This window comes from Bradyrhizobium sp. YR681, assembly GCF_000282615.1.
Classification (GTDB): Bacteria; Pseudomonadota; Alphaproteobacteria; order Rhizobiales; family Xanthobacteraceae; genus Bradyrhizobium.
On sequence record NZ_AKIY01000192.1, the window covers coordinates 22,613 to 42,155 of the forward strand.

Here is a 19,543-nt window from a genome sequence, read left to right on the forward strand (position 1 = left end):
GACCATGGACTACCGGGGGTGCCTGTGTTAACAGGCCGCCGTTCCCCGACATCACACCGCAAGCTGCCGTAAACGCTCATGTTTGACGAAAGATCTGTACTGATCACCGGAGGCACGGGCTCGTTCGGCAAGAAGTTCGTCGCCGGCCTCCTCAAGAACTACAAGCCGCGTCGCGTCGTGGTCTATTCGCGTGACGAGCTGAAGCAATACGAGATGCAGCAGGATTTCGACCAGCCGGTGATGCGCTACTTCATTGGCGACGTGCGCGACGGCGAGCGCCTGCGCACCGCCATGAAGGGGATCGACTTCGTGATCCATGCGGCGGCGCTGAAGCAGGTTCCGGCTGCCGAATACAATCCCATGGAGTGCATCAAGACCAACGTCCATGGCGCCGAGAACGTGATCCAGGCGGCGCTCGAGGCCAACGTCGAAAAGGTCGTCGCGCTCTCGACCGACAAGGCGGCCCAGCCGATCAACCTCTATGGCGCGACCAAGCTCGCCTCCGACAAGCTGTTCATCGCCGCCAACAACATGGCCGGCGGCCATCGCACCTCGTTCGCCGTAGTCCGCTACGGCAACGTGGTCGGCTCGCGTGGCTCGATCGTGCCGCTGTTCAACAAGCTGATTGCCGAGGGCGCCGATCATTTGCCGATCACCGACCCGCGCATGACGCGGTTCTGGATCACCCTGCAACAGGGCGTCGACTTCGTGATCAAGAGCTTCGAACGCATGTCGGGCGGCGAGATCTTCGTGCCGATGATCCCCTCTGTGCGCATCCCTGACCTTGCGGCCGCGATGGCGCCGAACCTGCCGACCCGCGTGATCGGCATCCGGCCGGGCGAGAAGCTGCACGAGGTCATGTGCCCGACCGACGATTCGCATCTGACGCTGAAATTCGACGATCACTTCGTGATCAAGCCGACGATCAAGTTCTTCCGCCGCGACGTCGACTACCTCACCAACCAGATTGGCGAACATGGTGAGCCGGTATCGGACGGCTTCGAGTACAATTCCGGCCGGAACGATCACTTCCTCGACGTCGCCGAGATCAGAGAGTTCAACAAGATAGCGGTCCAATGATACCGTACGGGCGCCAGGATATCTCTGCCGAGGACATCGACGCGGTCAGGGACATCCTGACCTCGGACTGGCTGACCCAGGGACAGGCCGGGCCTCGTTTCGAGCAGGCACTGGCGACATATTGCGGTTCGGCCCACGGCATCGCCGTCTCGAATGCGACCGCCGCGCTCCACATTGCCTGCCTCGCGCTCGATCTCGGGCCGGGCGACATGCTGTGGACCGTTCCGAACACGTTCGTGGCATCAGCCAATTGCGCGCTCTATTGCGGCGCCAGCGTCGACTTCGTCGATATCGATCCGCGCACCTACAATATGAGCGTTGCGGCATTGACCGAAAAGCTCGCCCAGGCGGAAGCCACAGGCCGTCTCCCGAAGGTGGTGGTGCCCGTGCATTTCGCCGGACAATCGTGCGAGATGGTGGCGATCCGCGCGCTCGCGGACCGCTACGGCTTCCACATCATCGAGGATGCCTCGCACGCGGTCGGCGGCGACTACCGCGGACGCAAGGTCGGCGACGGCGCCCTCAGCGACGTCACGGTGTTCAGCTTCCATCCGGTCAAGATCATCACGACCGGCGAAGGCGGCATGCTGATGACCAACGCGCCGAAGCTCGCCGAGCGGCTCTCCTATCTGCGCAGCCACGGCATCATTCGCCCGATGCAGTCACCCCCCACAGCCGACGAGCGGCGCTCGAACGAGGACCAGCACGGTCCCTGGATGTATGAGCAGATCGAGCTCGGGCTGAACTACCGCATGACCGACATCCAGGCCGCGCTCGGCAGCAGCCAGCTCAATCGGCTCGATGCGTTCGTCGAACGCCGGCGCGAGCTCGCGGCGCGCTACGATCGCCTGCTGGCAAAGCTGCCGGTGACCTGCCCGTGGCAGCATCCGGACACGAACTCGGCCTGGCATCTCTACGTGATCCGGCTCCGGCGCAACGAGATCAAGCTCAGCCGGCGTCAGGTGTTCGAGGCGCTGCGTGCCGCCGGCATCGGCGTCAACGTCCACTACATCCCCGTGCACACCCAGCCCTATTATCAGCGCCTGGGCTTCAAGATCGGCATGTTCCCGGAGGCCGAGAGCTACTACCAGGACGCCATCACGCTGCCGCTGTTCTCGAAAATGACGGATGCCGAGCAGGACACCGTCGTCGCGGCGCTCACCAAGATCCTCGCGTGAAGATCGCCGTCATCCCCGCCCGCGGCGGCAGCAAGCGCATCCCGCGCAAGAACATCCGCCCGTTCTGCGGCAAGCCCATCATCGCCTATTCGATCGAGGCGGCGCAGGCGAGCGGCCTGTTCGACGAAATCATCGTCTCCACTGATGACGCTGAGATCGCCGAGGTGGCGCGCCAGTTCGGCGCGACCGCGCCCTTTGTGCGGCCGAAGGAGATCTCCGACGACCACACCGGGACTTCAGCGGTCGTCAAGCACGCCGTCACCTGGTTCATCGAACGCGGTGACGCCGTCACCCATGTCTGCTGCATCTACGCGACCGCACCGCTGATCCAGGCCCGCTTCCTGCGCGAGGCTTATGACGCCCTCACCGGCTCCGACGCCGCCTTCGCATTCTCGGTGACCAGCTACGCATTTCCGATCCAGCGCGCCCTGCGCATGACCTCCGCCGGACGCGTCGATCCGTTTCACCCCGAGCACCGCCTCACGCGGTCGCAGGACCTGGAGCCGGCCTATCACGACGCCGGCCAGTTCTACTGGGGCACGGCGGCCGCCTTCCTCGAGGACGTGCCGATCTTCTCCGAGCGCTCCATCGGGCTCGTGCTGCCGCGGCATCTCGTGCAGGACATCGACACCGTCGAGGACTGGGAGCAGGCGGAATACATGTTCCGCGCGATCAACCGGGGCTAGCTCTCGGCTGCGAGCAGCGGACGGAGGAATGCGGCGAGGTCGCCTTCCCGGAACAGATGTCCGGGTATCCCCGCGGCCGCGGCCGCCTCGATATCGCGCATGTTGTCGCCGACGAGCAGGCTGCCCTCGATCCGCACCGGCCAGGACTTGATGCAATCCAGGATCATGCCGGGAGCTGGCTTGCGCCGGTCGCTCACGCGGCGATACGCCTCGACCGTTCCCTCCTCGTGATACGGACAATACTGGAAGTCGTCGACATGGGCGCCGATCGCGGCCAGATCGCTGCTCATCCAGTCGTGCAGCCGGTGAATGTCCTCAATGCCATAATAGCCGCGCGCGACGCCCGACTGATTGGTCACGACGAAAGCATAATAGCCGAAATCGTTGCAGAGCCTGATCGCCTCGCGCGCACCGGGCATCCATTCGAAATCCTCGATCTTGTAGAGATAGTCCTTGTCGACGTTGAGGACCCCGTCGCGGTCGAAGAACACCGCCGGTCGCCGCAGCCTGTCGGGCAGCTCGATCCGGGCGTGGGTGAGGCCGGTGGGATCGCTGACATCGACGAAGAAGCCGCCACCGCTGATGGCCTCGAGCTGCCCGTCCGCGATCAGGCGCGGCACGACGTGGCTTTCGAGCGAACTTGAACTCTCTCCGACATAGTCGAGGATCCTGCGATCCAGGCAGTAGATGCTGCTCTCGTCAGGAGGCAGACTCGCGCCCGGCTTCAGCGCCACCCGGGCGATGGCCGCGGAGGCATGTGCATGGCTGGCGAGATCGAGCAGGTTGACGGGGAACAGAGAGCAGCCATTCAGCAGGTAGAAGCGCGCCTGCAATCGCTCCGCGGCATATGTCAACGCGCCGGCGCTGCCGCAGTCGGAGGACGCCGCCACGACCGAGAGGCTTGCGCCTCGCCACCGCCTGCCATGATAGCGCTCGGCGACGTCTTCCACGTCCCGCCCTGTGAGCAGGAGGATCTCTTCTATCGTCGGATAGCGTGACAGTTCGTCGAGCAGATAGTCGAGAAACGGCCGGCCGGCGACGTCCTGTAGCGGTGCCGGAATCGGCTGCACCAAAGCGCCGGGTCGCGCATCCGCATTGCCGATCAGGACGACGGCCTGCTTTGCCATGGCCCCGCCTAGCGCGTGCGGGCCAGGCTCGGCCTGCTCAGCATGGTGTAGAGCAGCAGCGCCAGCAACACAATTGCTCCGGCGAAGAAGGCGTGGCGAACCGGACGCGGCGAAACCTGCCTGATCGTGACATCGTCGCTGAGCGCCGCTGGAAAGCTCTTGGACGGCCCAAGCCGCGTCGCAAGCGCACGCCGGTCGTTGGTTGCGGCCGCCAGCTTCTCTTCGTTGCGCGCCTGGAGATCGAGCAGCCATACTCGCCGCAGCGCCAGCGATGCGGGGTCGGCCGACGCCGAAGGCGAGATCGAATCCGCCGACGCCAGCGACTCGCGCACCTTCATCAGGCTGGCGATATTGGCCTCGACCATTGCCATCTGGATATTGAACTCCGCAAGAAGGGGAGTTCGAATCTTCTCCTGGTCCGCGTTCAGCACACGCACGGCCGCCTGCAAGGCGGCGTTCGCGGCCTGCTCGCTGGCGCCGTAGACGGAGAGCGACAGAAGATCGAACGTCTGCGGCCGCACGCTCAGGCTGTCCAGAACCTGTCCCTTGTCGTCGCCCGATGACGGGGGCATAGCGTCCTCGACGCGACGTTTGAAAGCGGCTGAACCCATGTGGATCGCCGTCGACTGCGCCTGCATGACGTCCGCGCCATCGAGCCGGCCGAGCCGCATCGTGGCTTCCGCGACGTAGAGGGGGGCACGCGCGCGATCCGCCAGGAACACGACGAGCATCGCAACCAGCGTTCCCACAATGAGCAGCGGCAGCCGCGAGCGGACCGTCTGGTTGAAATTGGCAAGCATCCCGCCAACATAGGCGACGCTCGATATGGAAGCCGACGTGTCGTTCATGGTGTGGCTCCTCGCGACTTCGGCCGCGACATCAGTTGAGTTCGGCGACAATGCCACTGCCATCCGGCTTGCCCGCCACCTGTCCTCCATGACGTAGACAAGAACCGCCATCGCCAGTTTCACCATGAAGGTGACCTGGATGAAGGAGTTCACCATCCCCGAGACGACACAGATCGAAACCGCATACAATATCGGCGTCAGAAAAAAGCAAGTGACATAACGCTCCTGGATCATGCAGCGCGTCAGCAAGAACATGAATTCGGAAAACAATATGGCCGAACCCGCAACGAGGAAAAATCCTTCCACGGGACCACCAACTTCGAACAGCACTTCAGGCCATCCCCCGGTGTAGGTCTGCCCCTGCGTAAGCAGGGTGTATGTCCGGTCGAGCGGAAGCGACTGCTCCATCAGGAATTGCATGGTGGAATTGGACGACGGATTGAACGGTGCGACGAACAATTTGAACATGGCGAGGGCACCGTTCCAGTCGCCGTGAACGAAGACCCGCTCATAGGTGGCCCACCACATCTCCCCCTGCTGCACCAGGATGCGCTGGGTGAGCTTGAATCGCAGCTGGTCGATCTCCGATCCGCGAACGACGGTGTAGGAGTGAATCAACGCGACGACGATCAGGGCGACAAGTCCGGCTGCCGCAAGGGCGAAGTAACGCAGGATCCGCGGGAACCTGCGTTGATCGGCGCCTTCCCGAAGCAGCAAGGCGCCGACCGGAATGATGAAGAACGACGAATAGGCATAGAACGACGAGAAGCGGTGTCCCACCACGAACAGGTAGATCAGCACAGCGCCGAACAGCGCCGCAAAGCGCAGGTCAAATCCGCGGCCGCGCATCGCCGGCATAGTCATGAACAGGCCGAGCTGGAACGCCAGCATCGCGCCCCATTCGATCAGCCGCTGATGCAGCGGGCCACCATATTGCCTCGTATAGTCGAACCGCTCGATGCCGGCGAACAACGGTATCGGCCCACGCAGCCTCAGTTCGATCCAGAGCCCGAGCACATAGGCCAGCACGGTCCAAAAGGCGATATTGGACAGATCGAAGCGGCCTGGTGGCAGCATCGCGGCCAGCCCGCCGCGCGTGCCGGAAGCGAGCGCCCGCAGCCGCTGCGGACGGAACGACACCAGGAGCGCCGCGATCACGAGAGCCTGGGACGCAACGAACGGCAGCGCAGCCAGACCTGGGCCGACATACCGCTCCAACTGCTCGGAGAAGACCGGCCCGAAAGCGTCGATGTAAAAGACCGAGATCAGCCGCCAGACGAAGGCGAAGAGGACCAGGAAAGCGATCATCACGAGCCCGGGCCGGCTCACTGCGATCCATGCCATGACCGCCAGGATGAATCCGATCGCGACGATGTCCAGCAGCGCCGGAAGCAAGGTCTCGAACGACCACCACGAAACGGACATTTCTTCCCCTATGGACGAACAGAGGCGGCCCGGTCCCTCCGGGCCGAACCGACAGTCAGACGCTCACCCGGGATGCGCGCACTCAAATGCCCATGACGAGCTTCTGGAGCCCGGTCGTATCAGGCGTCGCGAAGAAGGGACGCCGCGCTTGCTTCGGTGCCATCCGCGGGAAGCAGAAGAAGGTCGCGGTGTACAGCAGGCGACCATGTCCCGGACCCATCCGGCTTCCCATATGCAAGCACTTGGTCGTGTCGACCATGAACGCCGCCAGCCGCGGCGCCTTCATCACCTTGATGTCGCTGCGCGGCACCTTGCTGAACACCTGCTCGTCGGGGAAGTGGCTCGACAGCAGCGGATAGCCGAACTTGTCGGTCGCCTGCCGCGGCAGGAAGGTGAAGGGACCGTCGCCGTCCTCTTCGACGTCGGTCAGGTAGCTGAAGAACTTGATGACCCGGACGTCGTCATGGTCGCGATGCCAGAGCTGCGACGATGCGAGTTCCTCGCCGGTGTAGCGCGAATAGGACAACAGGACATAGTCGAGCCAGGGGATTTCCCCGAGCGCCGCGGACACGACGTTGATGACCGGCGCCTGGAGCGCATACTGCACGAAGACGTTGTCGGCGCTGAGCTGGCCGTCCTGCATCTCCGCGTCGAGCAGCCGCACCCAGAACTTCTTCCAGGTCGAGTTCTGCCCTGCTTCCGCGGCTTCGATGTTCTGAAGCCGCACCTGACCGGCTGCGGCGATCTGCTGCTGGATATTGGGATCGATCAAATCTGTGACGATCGCGTAGCCGTCCCGATTGAGGTCCTCGGCCCTGGCACGCTCGGCTGCGGTCACGTTGAGCAACTGCGCCTGGCGGCGCCGCTCGCGCTTCTCGTTCAGATGCCAGGTGTTGACGCCGGCCTTCACGGCCCACCGGAGCGGCGACCGATTCACGTGCCAAAGTGCTCTGGACATCAATCCCATGTTGCCCCACCCAATCGTGCCGGTGATAAGTTTCGCATCCCTCGCAGCCAAGGGGCGATCGCGCGGCTCGGATTAGCAAATCCCCCTATAGCGAGCAACCGCAGAGTGTGTGCCGGGAACTGGACGACGGCAGGCGGTAGAATGCGTCTAACGATGGGTCATCGTGCGGGCGACCTTGCCGAACATCTCGCGATCCCTGCGGGTCAGAATCAGCATGACGCTCAGCGCCCACGCGGCAACGCACCCCGTCGCACCGGCGACGATCAGCGCGAGCAGCGTCTGCGGCGTCACATAGGTCTTGTAGGCAATCACCATCGCCGCGAGGATCGCAGCCACCAGCGCCTGCCTGGCGGCATGTTGCCAGAACAGCCTCCGCGGCAGACTCATGAACCTCAGCATGCGATGCATCAGGACCGGCGTGAGCACGATATAGGACACTACCCAGCCGAGGATGAAGGCGCGATCCTGGAACCAGCGGATCGCGATCGCGGTGACGACATATTGCACCAGCACTTGCGAATACAGGAAGCGGTTGCTGAAGCGCATGAAGTCCTCTCGCACCATCAGCGTGGTCTGGCCTGCGCTGACCATGACGTTGGCGGCGGGCACGACCAGCGCGAGCGCCAGCCATGGCCATTGCCCGGCACTCTCGGGCCCAACCCACACCTTCAGGATCTCTTCCGAGTACAGCGCCATCAGCACCACGATCGGAATCACCATCGCGGCCGGCAGCACGAAGCTGTTGCGGCCGAGCAGCTGCAAACGCCGAACGTCGGTCTTCTCGTCGATATGCGCCGAGACCGGCAGGATCGCGGAGAACAGCGGGCTCAGCACCGCTTTCATGAAACGCGGCAGCCGCATCAGGAGATCGTAGGCGCCGACCTGGGCGGGGCCGTAAAGCGCGCCGATCGCGAGCGGAATGATGGTCTGCTGCAACACGCCGCCGATGCGGGCATTGAACATCAGCCAGCCCCGATACACGAGGTCATGGCGCGTCTCCGGGCTCCATGAGCTGAAGCGGAGCCTGGTGCGGCGTGCCGCAAGCGCAACGATGAGCGCGAGCACGAGATATTTGACGACCACGGTGGCGAGATAGGCGTAGGCGATCCATTCGAAGGAGCGATTGCTCCAGACCGCAAGATAGATCGCTGCGACATAGAGCAGGTTGCCTCCAACCTCGGTCATGCGCAGCCAGCCATATTCCTCGAACCCCTTCAGCGCGCCCTCCATCACCAGGCCGACGAAGGCGAGCGGCGTGATCAGCGCAGTGACCTTCAGGATCGAGACGAAGGCCGACACGTCCTCCGGCGCGACCTTGAAGATCCCGGTCAGCGCGGGCGCCGCGAACCACAGCACGACGCTCGACACCAGACCGGTGACGACAGCCACCATGGTCAGGAACGAGACTCTCTCGCTCGCCGACGCCCAATCGCCGAGCCGGCCGCGGGCGACCATCTGGGTCGTGGTCTCGGATACGCCGAAATCGATCAGGGACAGAAAGCCGCTCGGCAGGAAGGCGCGCGCCAGCGCAATCAGCCCGAGCACCGAAAGACCATAGAATTTTGCGATCAGGCCAACGGAAAACAGCCCGAGCACGCCGGCAAGGCCGAAGGCCACGGCGGAGATCGCGGTGTTGTGCAGGAATCTGCGAAGCACGGATCAGTCCGCCTCGGTCAGCAGTAGGCTCGCGCCGCCGACGGCAAGACAGCCCGAGGCATCGGCCACGCGGTCGGGAACGGCGGACATGACGTGGTTATGCAGGGATTTCCAAGGCACGGATCAGTTCGCCTCGCCAGCAAGTTATTCGCAACGGGTAGCTAGCATAGCCCGATGGCATTCGCCTCTTAACATCATTGCCGGAGATAGGCAGGCGATGATCGCGCTTTCTCCAATTCGTATCATTGTGAGGCCGTTATCGAATTTCGGTTCCTCGGCCGATCTCGCAAGCTCAATCTAGGTATCTAAATACCGTATATGGAGAGGCTCAATGACGGGTTGGCTCCTGGGGCCTAAGCCAAAACGGTCGCCCGCGGCTCTTGTCGACAGAATACAGGGGTATGTGCGAAAGGGTCCGCATGGAGCAACAGCGCGCGATCATCATCACCGGAGCCTCACGCGGGCTCGGCTTTGAGCTGCTCGATCTCCTCGTTGAGGCCGGTGCAAGACCGATCGCGTTAGGCCGGCGCCTCGATCCGCGCCACGCTGCTGCCGTAGCCAACAGCGCCTGCACCTTCCTAGCTGCCGATTTTTCCGTGTTGGAGAGCCTCGAGCAGATCGACCTCGCCGGCGCGTTGCCTCGGGCCGCCGATGAGGTAGTCCTGATCAGCAATGCCGGCGTGGTCGAGCCCATCGGCACGCTCGGCACCATCGATGGCGCGTCGCTTGCCGCGGCGTTCGCGATCAATGCACTGGCCCCGGCGATTCTCGCACGCAAGCTCCTCGCGGCGGCCGGCGCGCAAAAGACACGGATGCGCATTCTCAACATCAGCACCGGCGCGGCGCGCCGCCCGCTGCCGGGACTTGCCGCCTATTGCGCCAGCAAGGCCGCAGCCGCGATGATCCTCGATTGCCTGGGCACGGAGCGACCCGACATCGCCATCGAGCATATCGATCCGGGCGTCCTTGACACCGACATGCAAACGACGCTGCGCAGCGCCGACGATCAGGCTTTGCCGGTCCGGCAAATGTTTGCGAGCTTCGAGAGCGAGGCAAAACTTCGACATCCTCGCGACGTTGCCCGCGAGATCCTCACGCGAGCCGGCCTGCTATGAAGATCGCCGTGCTCGCGGACATCCATGGCAATGCCGGGGCTCTGCGCGCCGCCCTCGTCGAGGCGCGCAAGAGAGGCGTCGAGCAACTGGTCGTGCTCGGCGATCTCATCGGCTACTACTATGCCGCCCGCGACGTGCTTGAACAATTGAGGGAGTGGCCCTTCGTCGCGATCCGGGGCAACCATGAGCGGATGCTCGCCGACGCTCTCAAGAATGATGACGCCATGCAGACCTATCGCGAACGGTATGGCAGCGCGCTGGACGTGGCCGCGACGACGCTTGAACCGCAGGACATCGATTGGCTGATCGGCCTGCCCGACCGGACAAGCATCCAGCTCGGCGGAATGGCGCTGGAACTGTGCCATGGCTCGCCGCGCGATCCCGATGAGTATGTCTATCCCGATGCGAAGGCGGCCACGCTGGCAGCTTGCCGGGTGGCCGGGACGGATCTCGTGCTGATGGGCCACACGCACTATCCCATGCTTGCCGCCGGCGAGCGCCCTCTGCTGCTCAATCCAGGCTCGGTGGGTCAGGCGCGTGACCGCGGCGGATTTGCGTGCTGGTGCCGTATCGACACCGACACGCGTGTCGTGGTGCTGGAGCGAACCCCCTATGATACACGCGCCCTCGTCAAAGAAGCGCGGCGACGCGACGGGCACCTGCCCTATCTCGCGGACGTGCTCGAACGGGGCAACCCCATGGCCGCCCAAACAGCCTGAGACTGCATAATGATCTACGAGACGATGCTGATAACGGGATGCGGTGGCGATATCGCGCTGGCGCTGGCCCGCATTGCGCGAGAAGCCGGCGCAGCCCGCCGCCTGATCGGCTGTGACATCCATGCCGATCACCCGGGGTCCGTCTTCTTTGACGTGTGCGAACTGGCCCCCCGCGCCAACGACGGCGCATACCTCGAAGCGCTCGAACGGATCGTTAGGGCGCACGGCGTCGACGTAATCGTCCCGATGTCGGAAGCGGAAATCACCGTGCTGCTTGACGCGGGGCACCTGGACACGTTCGCGGGTGTGCCTGTCATCACCGCAAACCGGCTCGCCGTCGAAACCGGTCTCGACAAATATGCCACCTACAGCCGGCTTGCGGCGCACAAGCTCGGGGTGCCCTGGACCCGCATCGTCGGAGAGGCACCGCCGCTGGACTTGCCATGCATCCTCAAGCGCCGGCGCGGCCAGGGTGGCAAGGATCTGCGGCTGGTCACCACGGACGAGGAAGTCAAATTCGCGACGCTGATGCGCGCCGACGATCTGTGGCAGCAATTGTTGCTACCCGAAGATCAGGAGTACACGTGCGGCCTGTACCGCGCCCGTACCGGTGAAACACGCATGATCTCCCTTCGCCGGCGCCTGCAGGACTCGGCCACCAGCGCAGCCGTGGTTGTCGACGACGCCCCCTTCAGCGCGCTGCTGCATGGAATAGCCGACGCGCTTGACCTCAACGGCTCGATCAACGTGCAGCTGCGGCTAACCGCCGACGGCCCGAAGGTGTTCGAGATCAATCCGCGTTTTTCGAGCACGGTGCGGTTCCGGCACACGCTGGGCTTTCATGACTTCATCTGGTCGTTGCAGGAGACGCGAGGGCTGCCCATCGGCCCCTATCGCGCGCCCTCTCCTGGCATACGGATGTATCGCTACGCCGATGAAGTCGTCATCGGCTGACATTCACGACCCGCGGAACCACCCCACGGATCGCGACCGCCGCTTCATCGTCGCACCACGATGCAGATATCTCTGCCCAGTCCCGCCATGAAGATCGACCTGAACAAGCCGATCCTGGCATCAAGGTCAATGCCACGCGCATAACGGAAGAACTTTCGCCGCAACGAATGCGCCGAAGAGCCGAGCTTCTTATCCTTGTAGTAGTTGAAGGCATCTTCCATCAAAAGATGGTCGATGGGGTAGTCGCCGAAGCAGTCAAGGACGGAAAAGCCGTTGCGCCTGCCGAGCTCGGGGAGCGTTTTCGTCGTGAAGTAATGCAGGTGCACGGGCGGTATGAAGATGGACAGCTCTTCCTTGCTGGCGTCGCCGAATACGGCCGAATGGAGCTCCGAGAAATCGTTCGGAACCTCGATAATCGCGAGCCCACCGGGTGCCAGGTACGACGCGATGCGCGCCATGATGGCATCGGGATCGATGACGTGCTCGATGACGTTCTTGCAGTAGACCAGATCGAACGCGACGCCTTCGAAATGACGCGTGGATCCGATGTCGCCGGCCAGGAAGCGACCGGGATGGCTGTCGATCAGATCGCGGTTCTGCCGCTCGATGCCGACCAGCGAGTGATCCACGCCGAAGACGTTGAAGCCGCGGTTCTGTGCCGCCTTCAGGAAGAACCCCTCCCCGCATCCGAGATCAATCGCATGTCCCTTGGCCACGCCATGTAGCGCTGCGAAATCGAGCGCGACGTTCGCCCGATCCTCGAAATAGTCAAGCTCCACCCGATCGTACGACTTGCTGTATTGCCCGGTCGGGTCCTGGTAATAGGACTCGCGATAGTGCTTCTCGATCTCCTCGACCGTCGGCATCGGCTCGGCCGAGTGACCATACACGGAAGGGACGCATCGATATTTCTGCATTTTCTATCCGTGAGTGAGATCAAGTGACATGAGGTTGTGAAGCCGCAACATGCTGCTCTCGGGGTCGGCTCGCTTCCGTCAATTGCAGGCTGGCGCCGCTCACTGCCCTGGCCATCCGGCGCGTATCGCCGACAACCTTGCGGACTGAAAACCGCCGGCCATCCACCGACGCAGCATCTATCCTGCCGAGCGCGGCACCAACCATGTCCGCCGCGAAGGTCTTGGCAAAGCGGCGCCCCTCAATCTCCGCCGAACCAAATCGGCGACGCAGGGCCGAGCCCGCCCTGTAGCCAAGCGCCGTCCGGGCCATGGCAACCGCACGGCCGCGGAGCGAGGGCCGCGGCAAAGTGCCGCAACGCACCTTGCCATGCGCCGCCGCGATGGTCTCGAGGATGACATCGGCGACGCGGATCGAGCTCTTGCCGTCGATGGCCGTGAAAAGATCGCTGAGGATCTGGCGGCGGAATTGCGCGGTTTCCTCGGCGACCGAGGGCAAATGCGTCCCCACGCCCTGCTCTACCAGCGCGATTAGATCGGCTTCCGATGCGACCGGCCGGCTGACTTGTGCCGCGGCCTGAACACGCAAGGCCGGCGTATTGAACCACTCCATGCTCAGGGGCTCGACATTCAGCATCGTGGCTTCAATGGCCGTCGAGCAGTTCTGGTGAATCAGCAGCCGCGCCCCATTGATCCATTCGATCGACGTGCCTTCCTGTCGCACCTCGAAATTCGGATAGGCGGCCAATGCGTCGTAGGACTTGATGTTTTCGAACGGATGCGGACGCAGCACGAAATGCACGTCGGGGAAATGCTGGGCCAGCTTCATCGACATCTGGAGCGTCGATTGATAGGCGTGCCTCGCTTCGACAATCACCTGATTTGCATAGTCTCTGGCAAAGCCGGCGTTGACGATGGTCTCGATCTCGTCGTCCGGGCCCCTCGAAAACCGCGGATTGACGCTCGGGAAATTCGTGTTGAGGAGCACATAGCCCGCGCGAACCGACGGCTTGGGCAGAGCCGCGCGCCACGGCCCCGCGCAAAAATCGTAGCGCGGACAGCCGGTCGCATGCAGGATATGCGCAGGCACCGTCCCGTGCTTGAGGAAGGCAGCGCGTTGCGCCTGGCCCCAGACACAATAGAGGTCGAGCAGATCGGGAGAGCCCGCGTTCTTGACCAGCCTGGCGAATTCGTCGGCATTGTTGCCGCCGATGCCTTCGGTATCCAGCACGCCGACCAGGATGCCTGCCCGCTTGTAGCGCTTGATCAGGTCGGCATTGTTCGGTCGCGTATAATTCACCAGCACGAGATCGGGCTGCAGCGCCAGAACGTCGAATCCCTGTTCGTACATGGGAACGAGGGTGACCTTCACGCCGCGCGTCGCGAGTTCCCGCCCGAGCAGGACGAGACCCTCGAGGTCGCGCAGCGGATTGTCGACGATCAGACAGACATGCGGCTGGTCAGGCACGGGCATTCCTCGACGCGGCCGGTCGTGGCTCCGCAACCGCGTCGCTGGCTTGTGTCAGAAGGTCCCAGCTCATTGGCGTACCGCGGCGAACAGCCCGGCCGACGCGCTTGCCGATCAGGGTGTCGAAATATTTCGGCGGCAGCCCGAGGCCGGGCCGGATGATGCGCAGGTTCTTCTCGCTCAGCACGTCGCCGGCGGCGAGATCCTCCGTCACATAGAGCGAACGGCGGAAGGTCAGCGACTTGCGCTCCTTCTCGGTCAGCTCGTACTGCACCCTGCCAAGCGCCTGCCAGGCCCGCTCCGTCTCGACCACGAGCGCGGCCATCTCGTCCGGCTCCATCGAGAACGTCGAGTCCACGCCGCCATCGGCGCGGGCAAGCGTGAAGTGCTTCTCGATCACGCTTGCACCGAGCGCGACACTCGCGACCGAAGCGCCGATGCCGAAGGTGTGGTCCGACAGCCCCACCTGGCAACCGAACAGCGCCCGCATGTGGGGTATCGTCAAGAGATTGGTGTCCGACGGCGAGGACGGATAGGTGCTGGTGCATTTGAGCAGCACGAGCTGCTCGCAGCCGCCCCCCCTCGCCGCGCGAACCGCCTCGTCGATCTCGGCCGCGCTCGCCATGCCGGTCGAGATGATCATCGGCTTGCCGGTCGCGGCGACCTTGCGAATGAGCGGCAGGTCGGTGTTCTCGAACGAGGCGACCTTATAAGCGGGAACGTTCAGGCTCTCGAGGAAGTCGACGGCGGTGGCGTCAAACGGCGTCGAGAACGCAATCATGCCGTGCGAACGCGCCCGTTCGAAGATCGGGGCATGCCACTCCCAGGGCGTATAGGCCTCCTGGTAAAGATTGTGCAACGCGCGCCCGGTCCACAGACTGTTCGGATCGTCGATCACGAACTCGTCGCTCGCAAGATTGAGCGTCATGGTGTCGGCGGTGTAGGTCTGGAGTTTGAGCGCATGTGCGCCCGCCTTTGCCGCCGCATCGACGATCGCGAGCGCCCTGTCCAGCGACTGGTTGTGGTTTCCGGACATCTCCGCGATGATGAACGGCTGGTGAGCCTGTCCAATCGCCCGGCCCGCGATCTTGATCGTGTCACTCATCGATTGCTCCTCGTCGTCCGCCGACCGGAAGGCCGTCCACTCGCCAGCTCAAACCGCCGAAGGCAAGCTCTTGCCGCCGGGCCGGCGGGGTCACCGGACTATGCTTCGCAGTGTAACAAATGCCTCCGCCGACGGAAGGCCGACGCCCGCCCCCCGCACGACGGCGAGCGCCCGCAGCGCCTCATAAGACCTCGCATGAGGGAAATCACGCATTTCCTGCGCATAGGCCTGCAGCGCCTCGAATTTGCGCTCAATCGTGGCGTTGATGCCGACGAAATGGTCGGGGCGAAACGCCTCGCCGATTGCGGAACTGGCCCATTCCGTCGAGGACGCCACCTCGAACGCGTAGATCGCCCGATAGGTGCTGGCCGGCATCGGACGTAGCGCCGTCATGACGGCTTGGTGAACGATTCGGTGGTCGAGATTGAGGTCGCCGCCGTGGTGCGTGTAGATCACCGTCGGCTGGATCCGGGCGATGATTGGCTCGATCGCCTGCACGATCTCCAGAAAGCCGACGGTCTCGAGTTTCTGGTCCGGAAACTCGAAGAAGGTTGGCACGCTGGCGCCGAGGATCGCGCAAGCCTTGCGGGCCGAACCGCGACGGGCATCGAGGTCAGCCGTCGTCCGCGAAAACACGCCATCGGCCATGAACACCACGTCGACGCCGTCGCCGGCAGCGGCATGACGCGCCATCGTGCCGCCGCAGCCGAGAGCCTCGTCGTCGGGATGTGCGGCGACAACCAGAACACGCTCGGTCACGGCTGAATCTTTCTGAAAATGGCTGTGGCGCGCACCTCGCCATCATGCAGCTCGGCGTCAGCGAATTCGATCCTGATGTCTCCGAGTTCGACGAACGCCTTCGGATATTCGGGCGCGTCGAGCATGCGGATGTGATCGTAGATCTTCTTCAGATCGAACTCGCCTTCGAGCCGCGATTGCTCGGGCTTGCGGCGCTTGAACGTCACGGCCTCTCCGACCTGCGGCATCGGCGTCGGCCAGTTCGCAATCATCTCGCCGATCATCGACGAAGCGAGCTTCGATGCCCGCAGAAATATCTCGTGAGCCGGTCCCGAGAGCGAAAGATCGCGCTGCAGATAGATGTCACCATGGTCGAATCCCGCCACCATCCTGAAGGCTGTCAGCTTGGTCGCTTCAAATCCGCGCTCGATCAAATTCTGGACCGGGCTGCCGCCCTTTCCGAACGGAAGAGGCGCCGCGTGAAACGCCACGCATTCGTAGGCCGTCGTGATCTCTTCAGGGACCATCCAATTCCAGTGCGGGAAGAAAATCGCTCTCGGATTGATCCGCCGAAGATAATCGGGCGTGAGCTGATCCTTCCCGGTAACGAGGTGCCAGTTTCCCGGAAACTGCCGTATCGTGTTCTCGAATTCGGCGATATTCCAGGGCCGGACGGTCGCTACGCAATAGGTCGGCAATGCTTCGGTCGACAGGGCTTCGGTTGGCAAGGCATCACCGCTGCAATTTTCCAGGATCTCGGCGCGGAGCCGGGCTCTCTGGGCGTCGGGCTCGCGACGCCACGCTTACGATATTCCGCTGCGAAAGTATAGGACGGACGGCCCCCCATCGATCCTGAATGTCCCCTTCTCAGAGCGCCGGCAGAGCGTCCATCGCGGCACATACGCGCTCACGGCCTTCGCCGTCGACGAGCTCGCCCGCAACGTCGCCGAGCTTCCGCATGAGGCTCGCGTCCGCCCCAAGGCTTGCGATCCCCGCGGCAATGTCCTGCACCGTCACGGCGGCGGCGGAACCCAGGTGAATGAGGGCACCGAGCCGCGCGAGCATTGTCAGCGACGGCACCTGGTTGGCCGCGATGTCGACGGCGACCACGGGCAAGCTCAGGCAGCACCGTTCCAGGCTCATCACGCCACCCGCCCCGATCGAAAGATCGGCCTGTCTCATCAATTCGGCAACATTGTTTGCGCCGCGATGCAGCGCGACGTTCGGCATCTGCCGGCAGAGCGCCTCGACCGACGCCGCGTTTGGATTGGTCGTGCCGATGACGACATCCACGGCAAGCTGCGGCATCGCAAGGCTCGCAATCGCCGTCAATGCTTTCGCGGTTTCGTTGGTCGGATCGGAACCGCCAAGGCAGACCAGGATGCGGCCGATCTTGCCGCTGCGCGGCCCAAGGAGCGCGCGCTGCGTCGCGAATTCCGGTCGCAGCAGCGCATAGCTTGGCCCAAGTAATTGCACGCAGGTCGCCGGGACGCGATCATGATAACGCGTCTCCATGTGTGCCACGAGATTCTGGTCGAGCAGCATCTCGCAATCATGGTCGCGATCGGCGAGGTCATCGATGACGAGGATACGCAGGCCCTCGCGCCGGCAGGCGCGCTCCCATCTGATGTCGAGCCCGTAGTGATCGACAATCAGCCATTCAGCCGCACCGATCGCGATCAGCGCGCTGCACGTCTGTTCGGCATCATGTTGCCGTGTTGTCGGCAGCCAATGCGCATGCGCAAGGGCATCATCGCCGGTCTCCGGAGACGGCAGGGCCGGGTCGGCCAGAAGCCGCACCGCGTGCCCCGCGCCTTCCACCATATCTACAAGCCGCGCCGCATGGCTGCGCATCAGGAAGCACGATCTGATCCCGCGGCCCGCGAGTGCGTCGGCGAGCGTCAGGCACCGCGTGAGGTGACCAAGCCCCATCTCGACCGAAGCGTCGACGCGAAAGACGACCTGCCTGTTCATCGATTTGAGCCAGTATTCCTCTGTTTTGCGCCCGGCGGGCCTGGCGCATTTCGCCATGCTTGAGCCGACAGGGCCGTCTCCTACCACAATTCGCTGGTGGAACCGGGCTCAATCCACCCTTGAGCTATCATGCAGGCTTCTATATGCGGAAACCGCAACCGAGCAACCCTGCCCCACATGTCGCCCGAAAAAACCCTTCTGATCACGACGCTGGCCGAATACCAGACCCGATTCTGGATTCCGGTGGCGCAGCGGCTGCGCGCGGCGGGATATGCGGTCGAACTGCTCGCCTTCGACGATCGCAGCGCCGAGATGTCGGCGGCCGCAGGGGTCCCGGTCACGAACATGTACCGCGAGGGTCTCAAGACCGGTGCGTCGCCCGACGACCGGTCGGCCTTTGACACGCGCATCGCAGCTTACGGGCTCGACGGCTCCAATTTCCTGTTCAGCCACGAGCGCTTCACCTTCGGCATCCGCGACACCGCCGCGCTGCGCCGCCGCTTCATGATCTACACCAATGCCATGGAGGCGCTGCTCGATCGGCTGGAGAGCCAGGGCAGGCGCGCCGAGCTGGTGCAGGAGCTCGGCGGCTTCCTCTCGGTGATCACGAGCTTCTACGCCGCCAGGCGGCGCGGCATCCGCAATTGGTTCATCGAGCCGTCGTTCTTCCGCGGACGGATGTATTTCACGCCCGACAGTTTTGGCGCGCCCGAGATGATGGCAAAGCCCGCCGATGACGTCTCGGCCGACGTAAAGTCCTATCTCGATGCGACGCTGAACCAGCGCGCGATCGTGATCCCGAAGAAGGACGCGCATCATTATTCCGCGGCCTTCAAGAAGGTGGTGAACTTGCGCAACGCGCACCGCCTCGCCGAAAAGCTGTGGGACCAGTTCGCGCTCGGCAAGCACCAGGAGTTCGGGCACAATCTGCGGCACGCGCGGGTGCACGCGATCATGGCCGTCAACGCGGCGCGGCTGCGCAAGCTCTATCGCCCGATCCCCGAGACGCCCTTCGTCTACTATCCCTTCCACGTGCCCGCCGACATGGCGCTGACGCTGCGCGCGCCCGATTATCTCGATCAGGTTGCGACCGTCGACTTCCTGCTGCGGACGATCCCGGATTCGCACACCCTCGTCGTCAAGGAACACCCCGCCCAGATCGGCGCGATCTCGGCGGACCGCCTGTTCGAGCTGGCGCGCCGCTTCGACAATTTGGTCTTGCTGCCGCCGCAGACCAACAATTACGCCGTGCTCAGCCGGGCCGATGCCGTCATCTCCGTCAACAGCAAATCGGGCGCCGAGGCCCTGCTGCTCGGCAAGCCGGTCGTGGTGATGGGCGATGCGTTCTATCGCACCTGCCCACTGGTCTATTCGGCCGACCGTATTGCCGACGTGCCGAGGCGCCTGCGCGAGGCGCTGCACGCAGGGCCGTTCGATCCCGCCAGGGGCGCGCCCTATTTCGAAGCTGCTTGGCGGCGCTCGTTTCCCGGCGAGCTCTATATCAGCGATCCCAGGCTGCTCGACACGTTCACGGCCTCCTTGCAGGCCGCGCTCGCCGAGCCCACAGCCGCTCACTGAACGGATCACGC

General features: G+C 63.7%; 17 protein-coding genes. 7 read left to right on the forward strand and 10 right to left on the reverse strand.

Features of this window, described 5'->3' with window-relative positions:
• The first annotated feature begins 78 nt into the window (after window positions 1-78).
• From pseB to pseF, 3 genes are read left to right on the forward strand one after another with little or no spacing between them, the layout of a single operon-like run.
• Window positions 79-1,080 (forward strand): UDP-N-acetylglucosamine 4,6-dehydratase (inverting), encoded by a 1,002-nt coding sequence (gene pseB, locus PMI42_RS16930; RefSeq protein ID WP_008136207.1) that lies wholly within the window; start codon window positions 79-81, stop codon window positions 1,078-1,080.
• Entirely contained in the window at window positions 1,077-2,258 is a 1,182-nt protein-coding gene (gene pseC / locus PMI42_RS16935; protein WP_008136208.1) for a UDP-4-amino-4,6-dideoxy-N-acetyl-beta-L-altrosamine transaminase, read from the forward strand. Before pseB ends, pseC begins: the two co-directional genes overlap by 4 nt.
• Window positions 2,255-2,944, forward strand: a complete 690-nt coding sequence (gene pseF / locus PMI42_RS16940; protein WP_008136210.1) for a pseudaminic acid cytidylyltransferase — start codon at window positions 2,255-2,257, stop codon at window positions 2,942-2,944. Before pseC ends, pseF begins: the two co-directional genes overlap by 4 nt.
• Here pseF and PMI42_RS16945 read toward each other — a convergent pair.
• From PMI42_RS16945 to PMI42_RS16960, 4 genes are all read right to left on the reverse strand, one after another.
• A complete protein-coding gene (locus tag PMI42_RS16945) occupies window positions 2,941-4,071 on the reverse strand; it encodes an HAD-IIIA family hydrolase (RefSeq protein WP_008136211.1) in 1,131 nt (376 codons plus the stop codon). The two genes, pseF and PMI42_RS16945, sit on opposite strands and share 4 nt — an antisense overlap.
• Window positions 4,072-4,079: 8 nt before the next feature.
• The gene (locus PMI42_RS39230) at window positions 4,080-6,344 is read right to left on the reverse strand and encodes a DUF6418 domain-containing protein (protein ID WP_008136212.1); all 2,265 of its coding nucleotides are present in this window, start codon (window positions 6,342-6,344) and stop codon (window positions 4,080-4,082) included.
• An 82-nt stretch (window positions 6,345-6,426) separates the two neighbouring features.
• On the reverse strand, window positions 6,427-7,302 hold the full coding sequence (locus PMI42_RS16955; protein ID WP_240535254.1) for a hypothetical protein: 876 nt from the start codon (window positions 7,300-7,302) through the stop codon (window positions 6,427-6,429).
• Between the two features lie 156 nt (window positions 7,303-7,458).
• Window positions 7,459-8,967 (reverse strand): lipopolysaccharide biosynthesis protein, encoded by a 1,509-nt coding sequence (locus tag PMI42_RS16960; RefSeq protein WP_008136214.1) that lies wholly within the window; start codon window positions 8,965-8,967, stop codon window positions 7,459-7,461.
• 419 nt (window positions 8,968-9,386) lie between these two features.
• On the opposite strand from PMI42_RS16960, the gene PMI42_RS16965 reads away from it, so the two are divergent.
• From PMI42_RS16965 to PMI42_RS16975, 3 genes are read left to right on the forward strand one after another with little or no spacing between them, the layout of a single operon-like run.
• Complete coding sequence (locus PMI42_RS16965) at window positions 9,387-10,082, forward strand: SDR family NAD(P)-dependent oxidoreductase (RefSeq protein ID WP_008136215.1); 696 nt, start codon at window positions 9,387-9,389, stop codon at window positions 10,080-10,082.
• Window positions 10,079-10,801, forward strand: coding sequence for a metallophosphoesterase family protein (locus tag PMI42_RS16970; protein ID WP_008136216.1), 723 nt, complete (start codon window positions 10,079-10,081; stop codon window positions 10,799-10,801). Before PMI42_RS16965 ends, PMI42_RS16970 begins: the two co-directional genes overlap by 4 nt.
• Window positions 10,802-10,810: 9 nt before the next feature.
• Window positions 10,811-11,755: an ATP-grasp domain-containing protein gene (locus tag PMI42_RS16975; RefSeq protein ID WP_008136218.1), complete on the forward strand. Its 945-nt coding sequence runs from the start codon at window positions 10,811-10,813 to the stop codon at window positions 11,753-11,755.
• 44 nt (window positions 11,756-11,799) lie between these two features.
• On the opposite strand, the gene PMI42_RS16980 is transcribed toward PMI42_RS16975, so the two are convergent.
• The 6 genes from PMI42_RS16980 to pseG all read right to left on the reverse strand — a co-directional run bounded on the left by PMI42_RS16980 (window position 11,800) and on the right by pseG (window position 17,954).
• On the reverse strand, window positions 11,800-12,672 hold the full coding sequence (locus PMI42_RS16980; protein ID WP_008136219.1) for a class I SAM-dependent methyltransferase: 873 nt from the start codon (window positions 12,670-12,672) through the stop codon (window positions 11,800-11,802).
• Between the two features lie 19 nt (window positions 12,673-12,691).
• Window positions 12,692-14,137 carry a surface carbohydrate biosynthesis protein gene (locus PMI42_RS16985; RefSeq protein ID WP_008136221.1) on the reverse strand — a complete coding sequence of 482 codons (1,446 nt, stop codon included), beginning with the start codon at window positions 14,135-14,137 and terminating at the stop codon, window positions 12,692-12,694.
• The gene (pseI, locus tag PMI42_RS16990; protein WP_008136223.1) at window positions 14,130-15,242 is read right to left on the reverse strand and encodes a pseudaminic acid synthase; all 1,113 of its coding nucleotides are present in this window, start codon (window positions 15,240-15,242) and stop codon (window positions 14,130-14,132) included. The genes PMI42_RS16985 and pseI overlap by 8 nt, the downstream gene beginning before the upstream one ends.
• 90 nt (window positions 15,243-15,332) lie before the next feature.
• Window positions 15,333-16,001 carry a PIG-L deacetylase family protein gene (locus PMI42_RS16995; protein ID WP_008136225.1) on the reverse strand — a complete coding sequence of 223 codons (669 nt, stop codon included), beginning with the start codon at window positions 15,999-16,001 and terminating at the stop codon, window positions 15,333-15,335.
• Window positions 15,998-16,708, reverse strand: a complete 711-nt coding sequence (locus PMI42_RS17000; RefSeq protein WP_008136227.1) for a formyl transferase — start codon at window positions 16,706-16,708, stop codon at window positions 15,998-16,000. Before PMI42_RS17000 ends, PMI42_RS16995 begins: the two co-directional genes overlap by 4 nt.
• 139 nt (window positions 16,709-16,847) lie before the next feature.
• Window positions 16,848-17,954 (reverse strand): UDP-2,4-diacetamido-2,4,6-trideoxy-beta-L-altropyranose hydrolase, encoded by a 1,107-nt coding sequence (gene pseG / locus PMI42_RS17005; RefSeq protein WP_035965963.1) that lies wholly within the window; start codon window positions 17,952-17,954, stop codon window positions 16,848-16,850.
• Between the two features lie 177 nt (window positions 17,955-18,131).
• Between pseG and PMI42_RS17010 the strand changes: the two genes are divergently transcribed.
• On the forward strand, window positions 18,132-19,532 hold the full coding sequence (locus tag PMI42_RS17010; RefSeq protein ID WP_035965926.1) for a capsular polysaccharide export protein, LipB/KpsS family: 1,401 nt from the start codon (window positions 18,132-18,134) through the stop codon (window positions 19,530-19,532).
• Window positions 19,533-19,543 lie beyond the last annotated feature (11 nt).

Coding starts and splice junctions, on each gene's coding strand:
- pseB (WP_008136207.1), top strand. CDS start 79: ATGTTTGACGAAAGATCTGTACTGATCACCGGAGGCACGGGCTCGTTC.
- pseC (WP_008136208.1), top strand. CDS start 1,077: ATGATACCGTACGGGCGCCAGGATATCTCTGCCGAGGACATCGACGCG.
- PMI42_RS16945 (WP_008136211.1), bottom strand. CDS start 4,071: ATGGCAAAGCAGGCCGTCGTCCTGATCGGCAATGCGGATGCGCGACCC.
- PMI42_RS39230 (WP_008136212.1), bottom strand. CDS start 6,344: ATGTCCGTTTCGTGGTGGTCGTTCGAGACCTTGCTTCCGGCGCTGCTG.
- PMI42_RS16955 (WP_240535254.1), bottom strand. CDS start 7,302: ATGTCCAGAGCACTTTGGCACGTGAATCGGTCGCCGCTCCGGTGGGCC.
- PMI42_RS16965 (WP_008136215.1), top strand. CDS start 9,387: ATGGAGCAACAGCGCGCGATCATCATCACCGGAGCCTCACGCGGGCTC.
- PMI42_RS16970 (WP_008136216.1), top strand. CDS start 10,079: ATGAAGATCGCCGTGCTCGCGGACATCCATGGCAATGCCGGGGCTCTG.
- PMI42_RS16975 (WP_008136218.1), top strand. CDS start 10,811: ATGATCTACGAGACGATGCTGATAACGGGATGCGGTGGCGATATCGCG.
- PMI42_RS16980 (WP_008136219.1), bottom strand. CDS start 12,672: ATGCAGAAATATCGATGCGTCCCTTCCGTGTATGGTCACTCGGCCGAG.
- pseI (WP_008136223.1), bottom strand. CDS start 15,242: ATGAGTGACACGATCAAGATCGCGGGCCGGGCGATTGGACAGGCTCAC.
- pseG (WP_035965963.1), bottom strand. CDS start 17,954: ATGAACAGGCAGGTCGTCTTTCGCGTCGACGCTTCGGTCGAGATGGGG.
- PMI42_RS17010 (WP_035965926.1), top strand. CDS start 18,132: ATGTCGCCCGAAAAAACCCTTCTGATCACGACGCTGGCCGAATACCAG.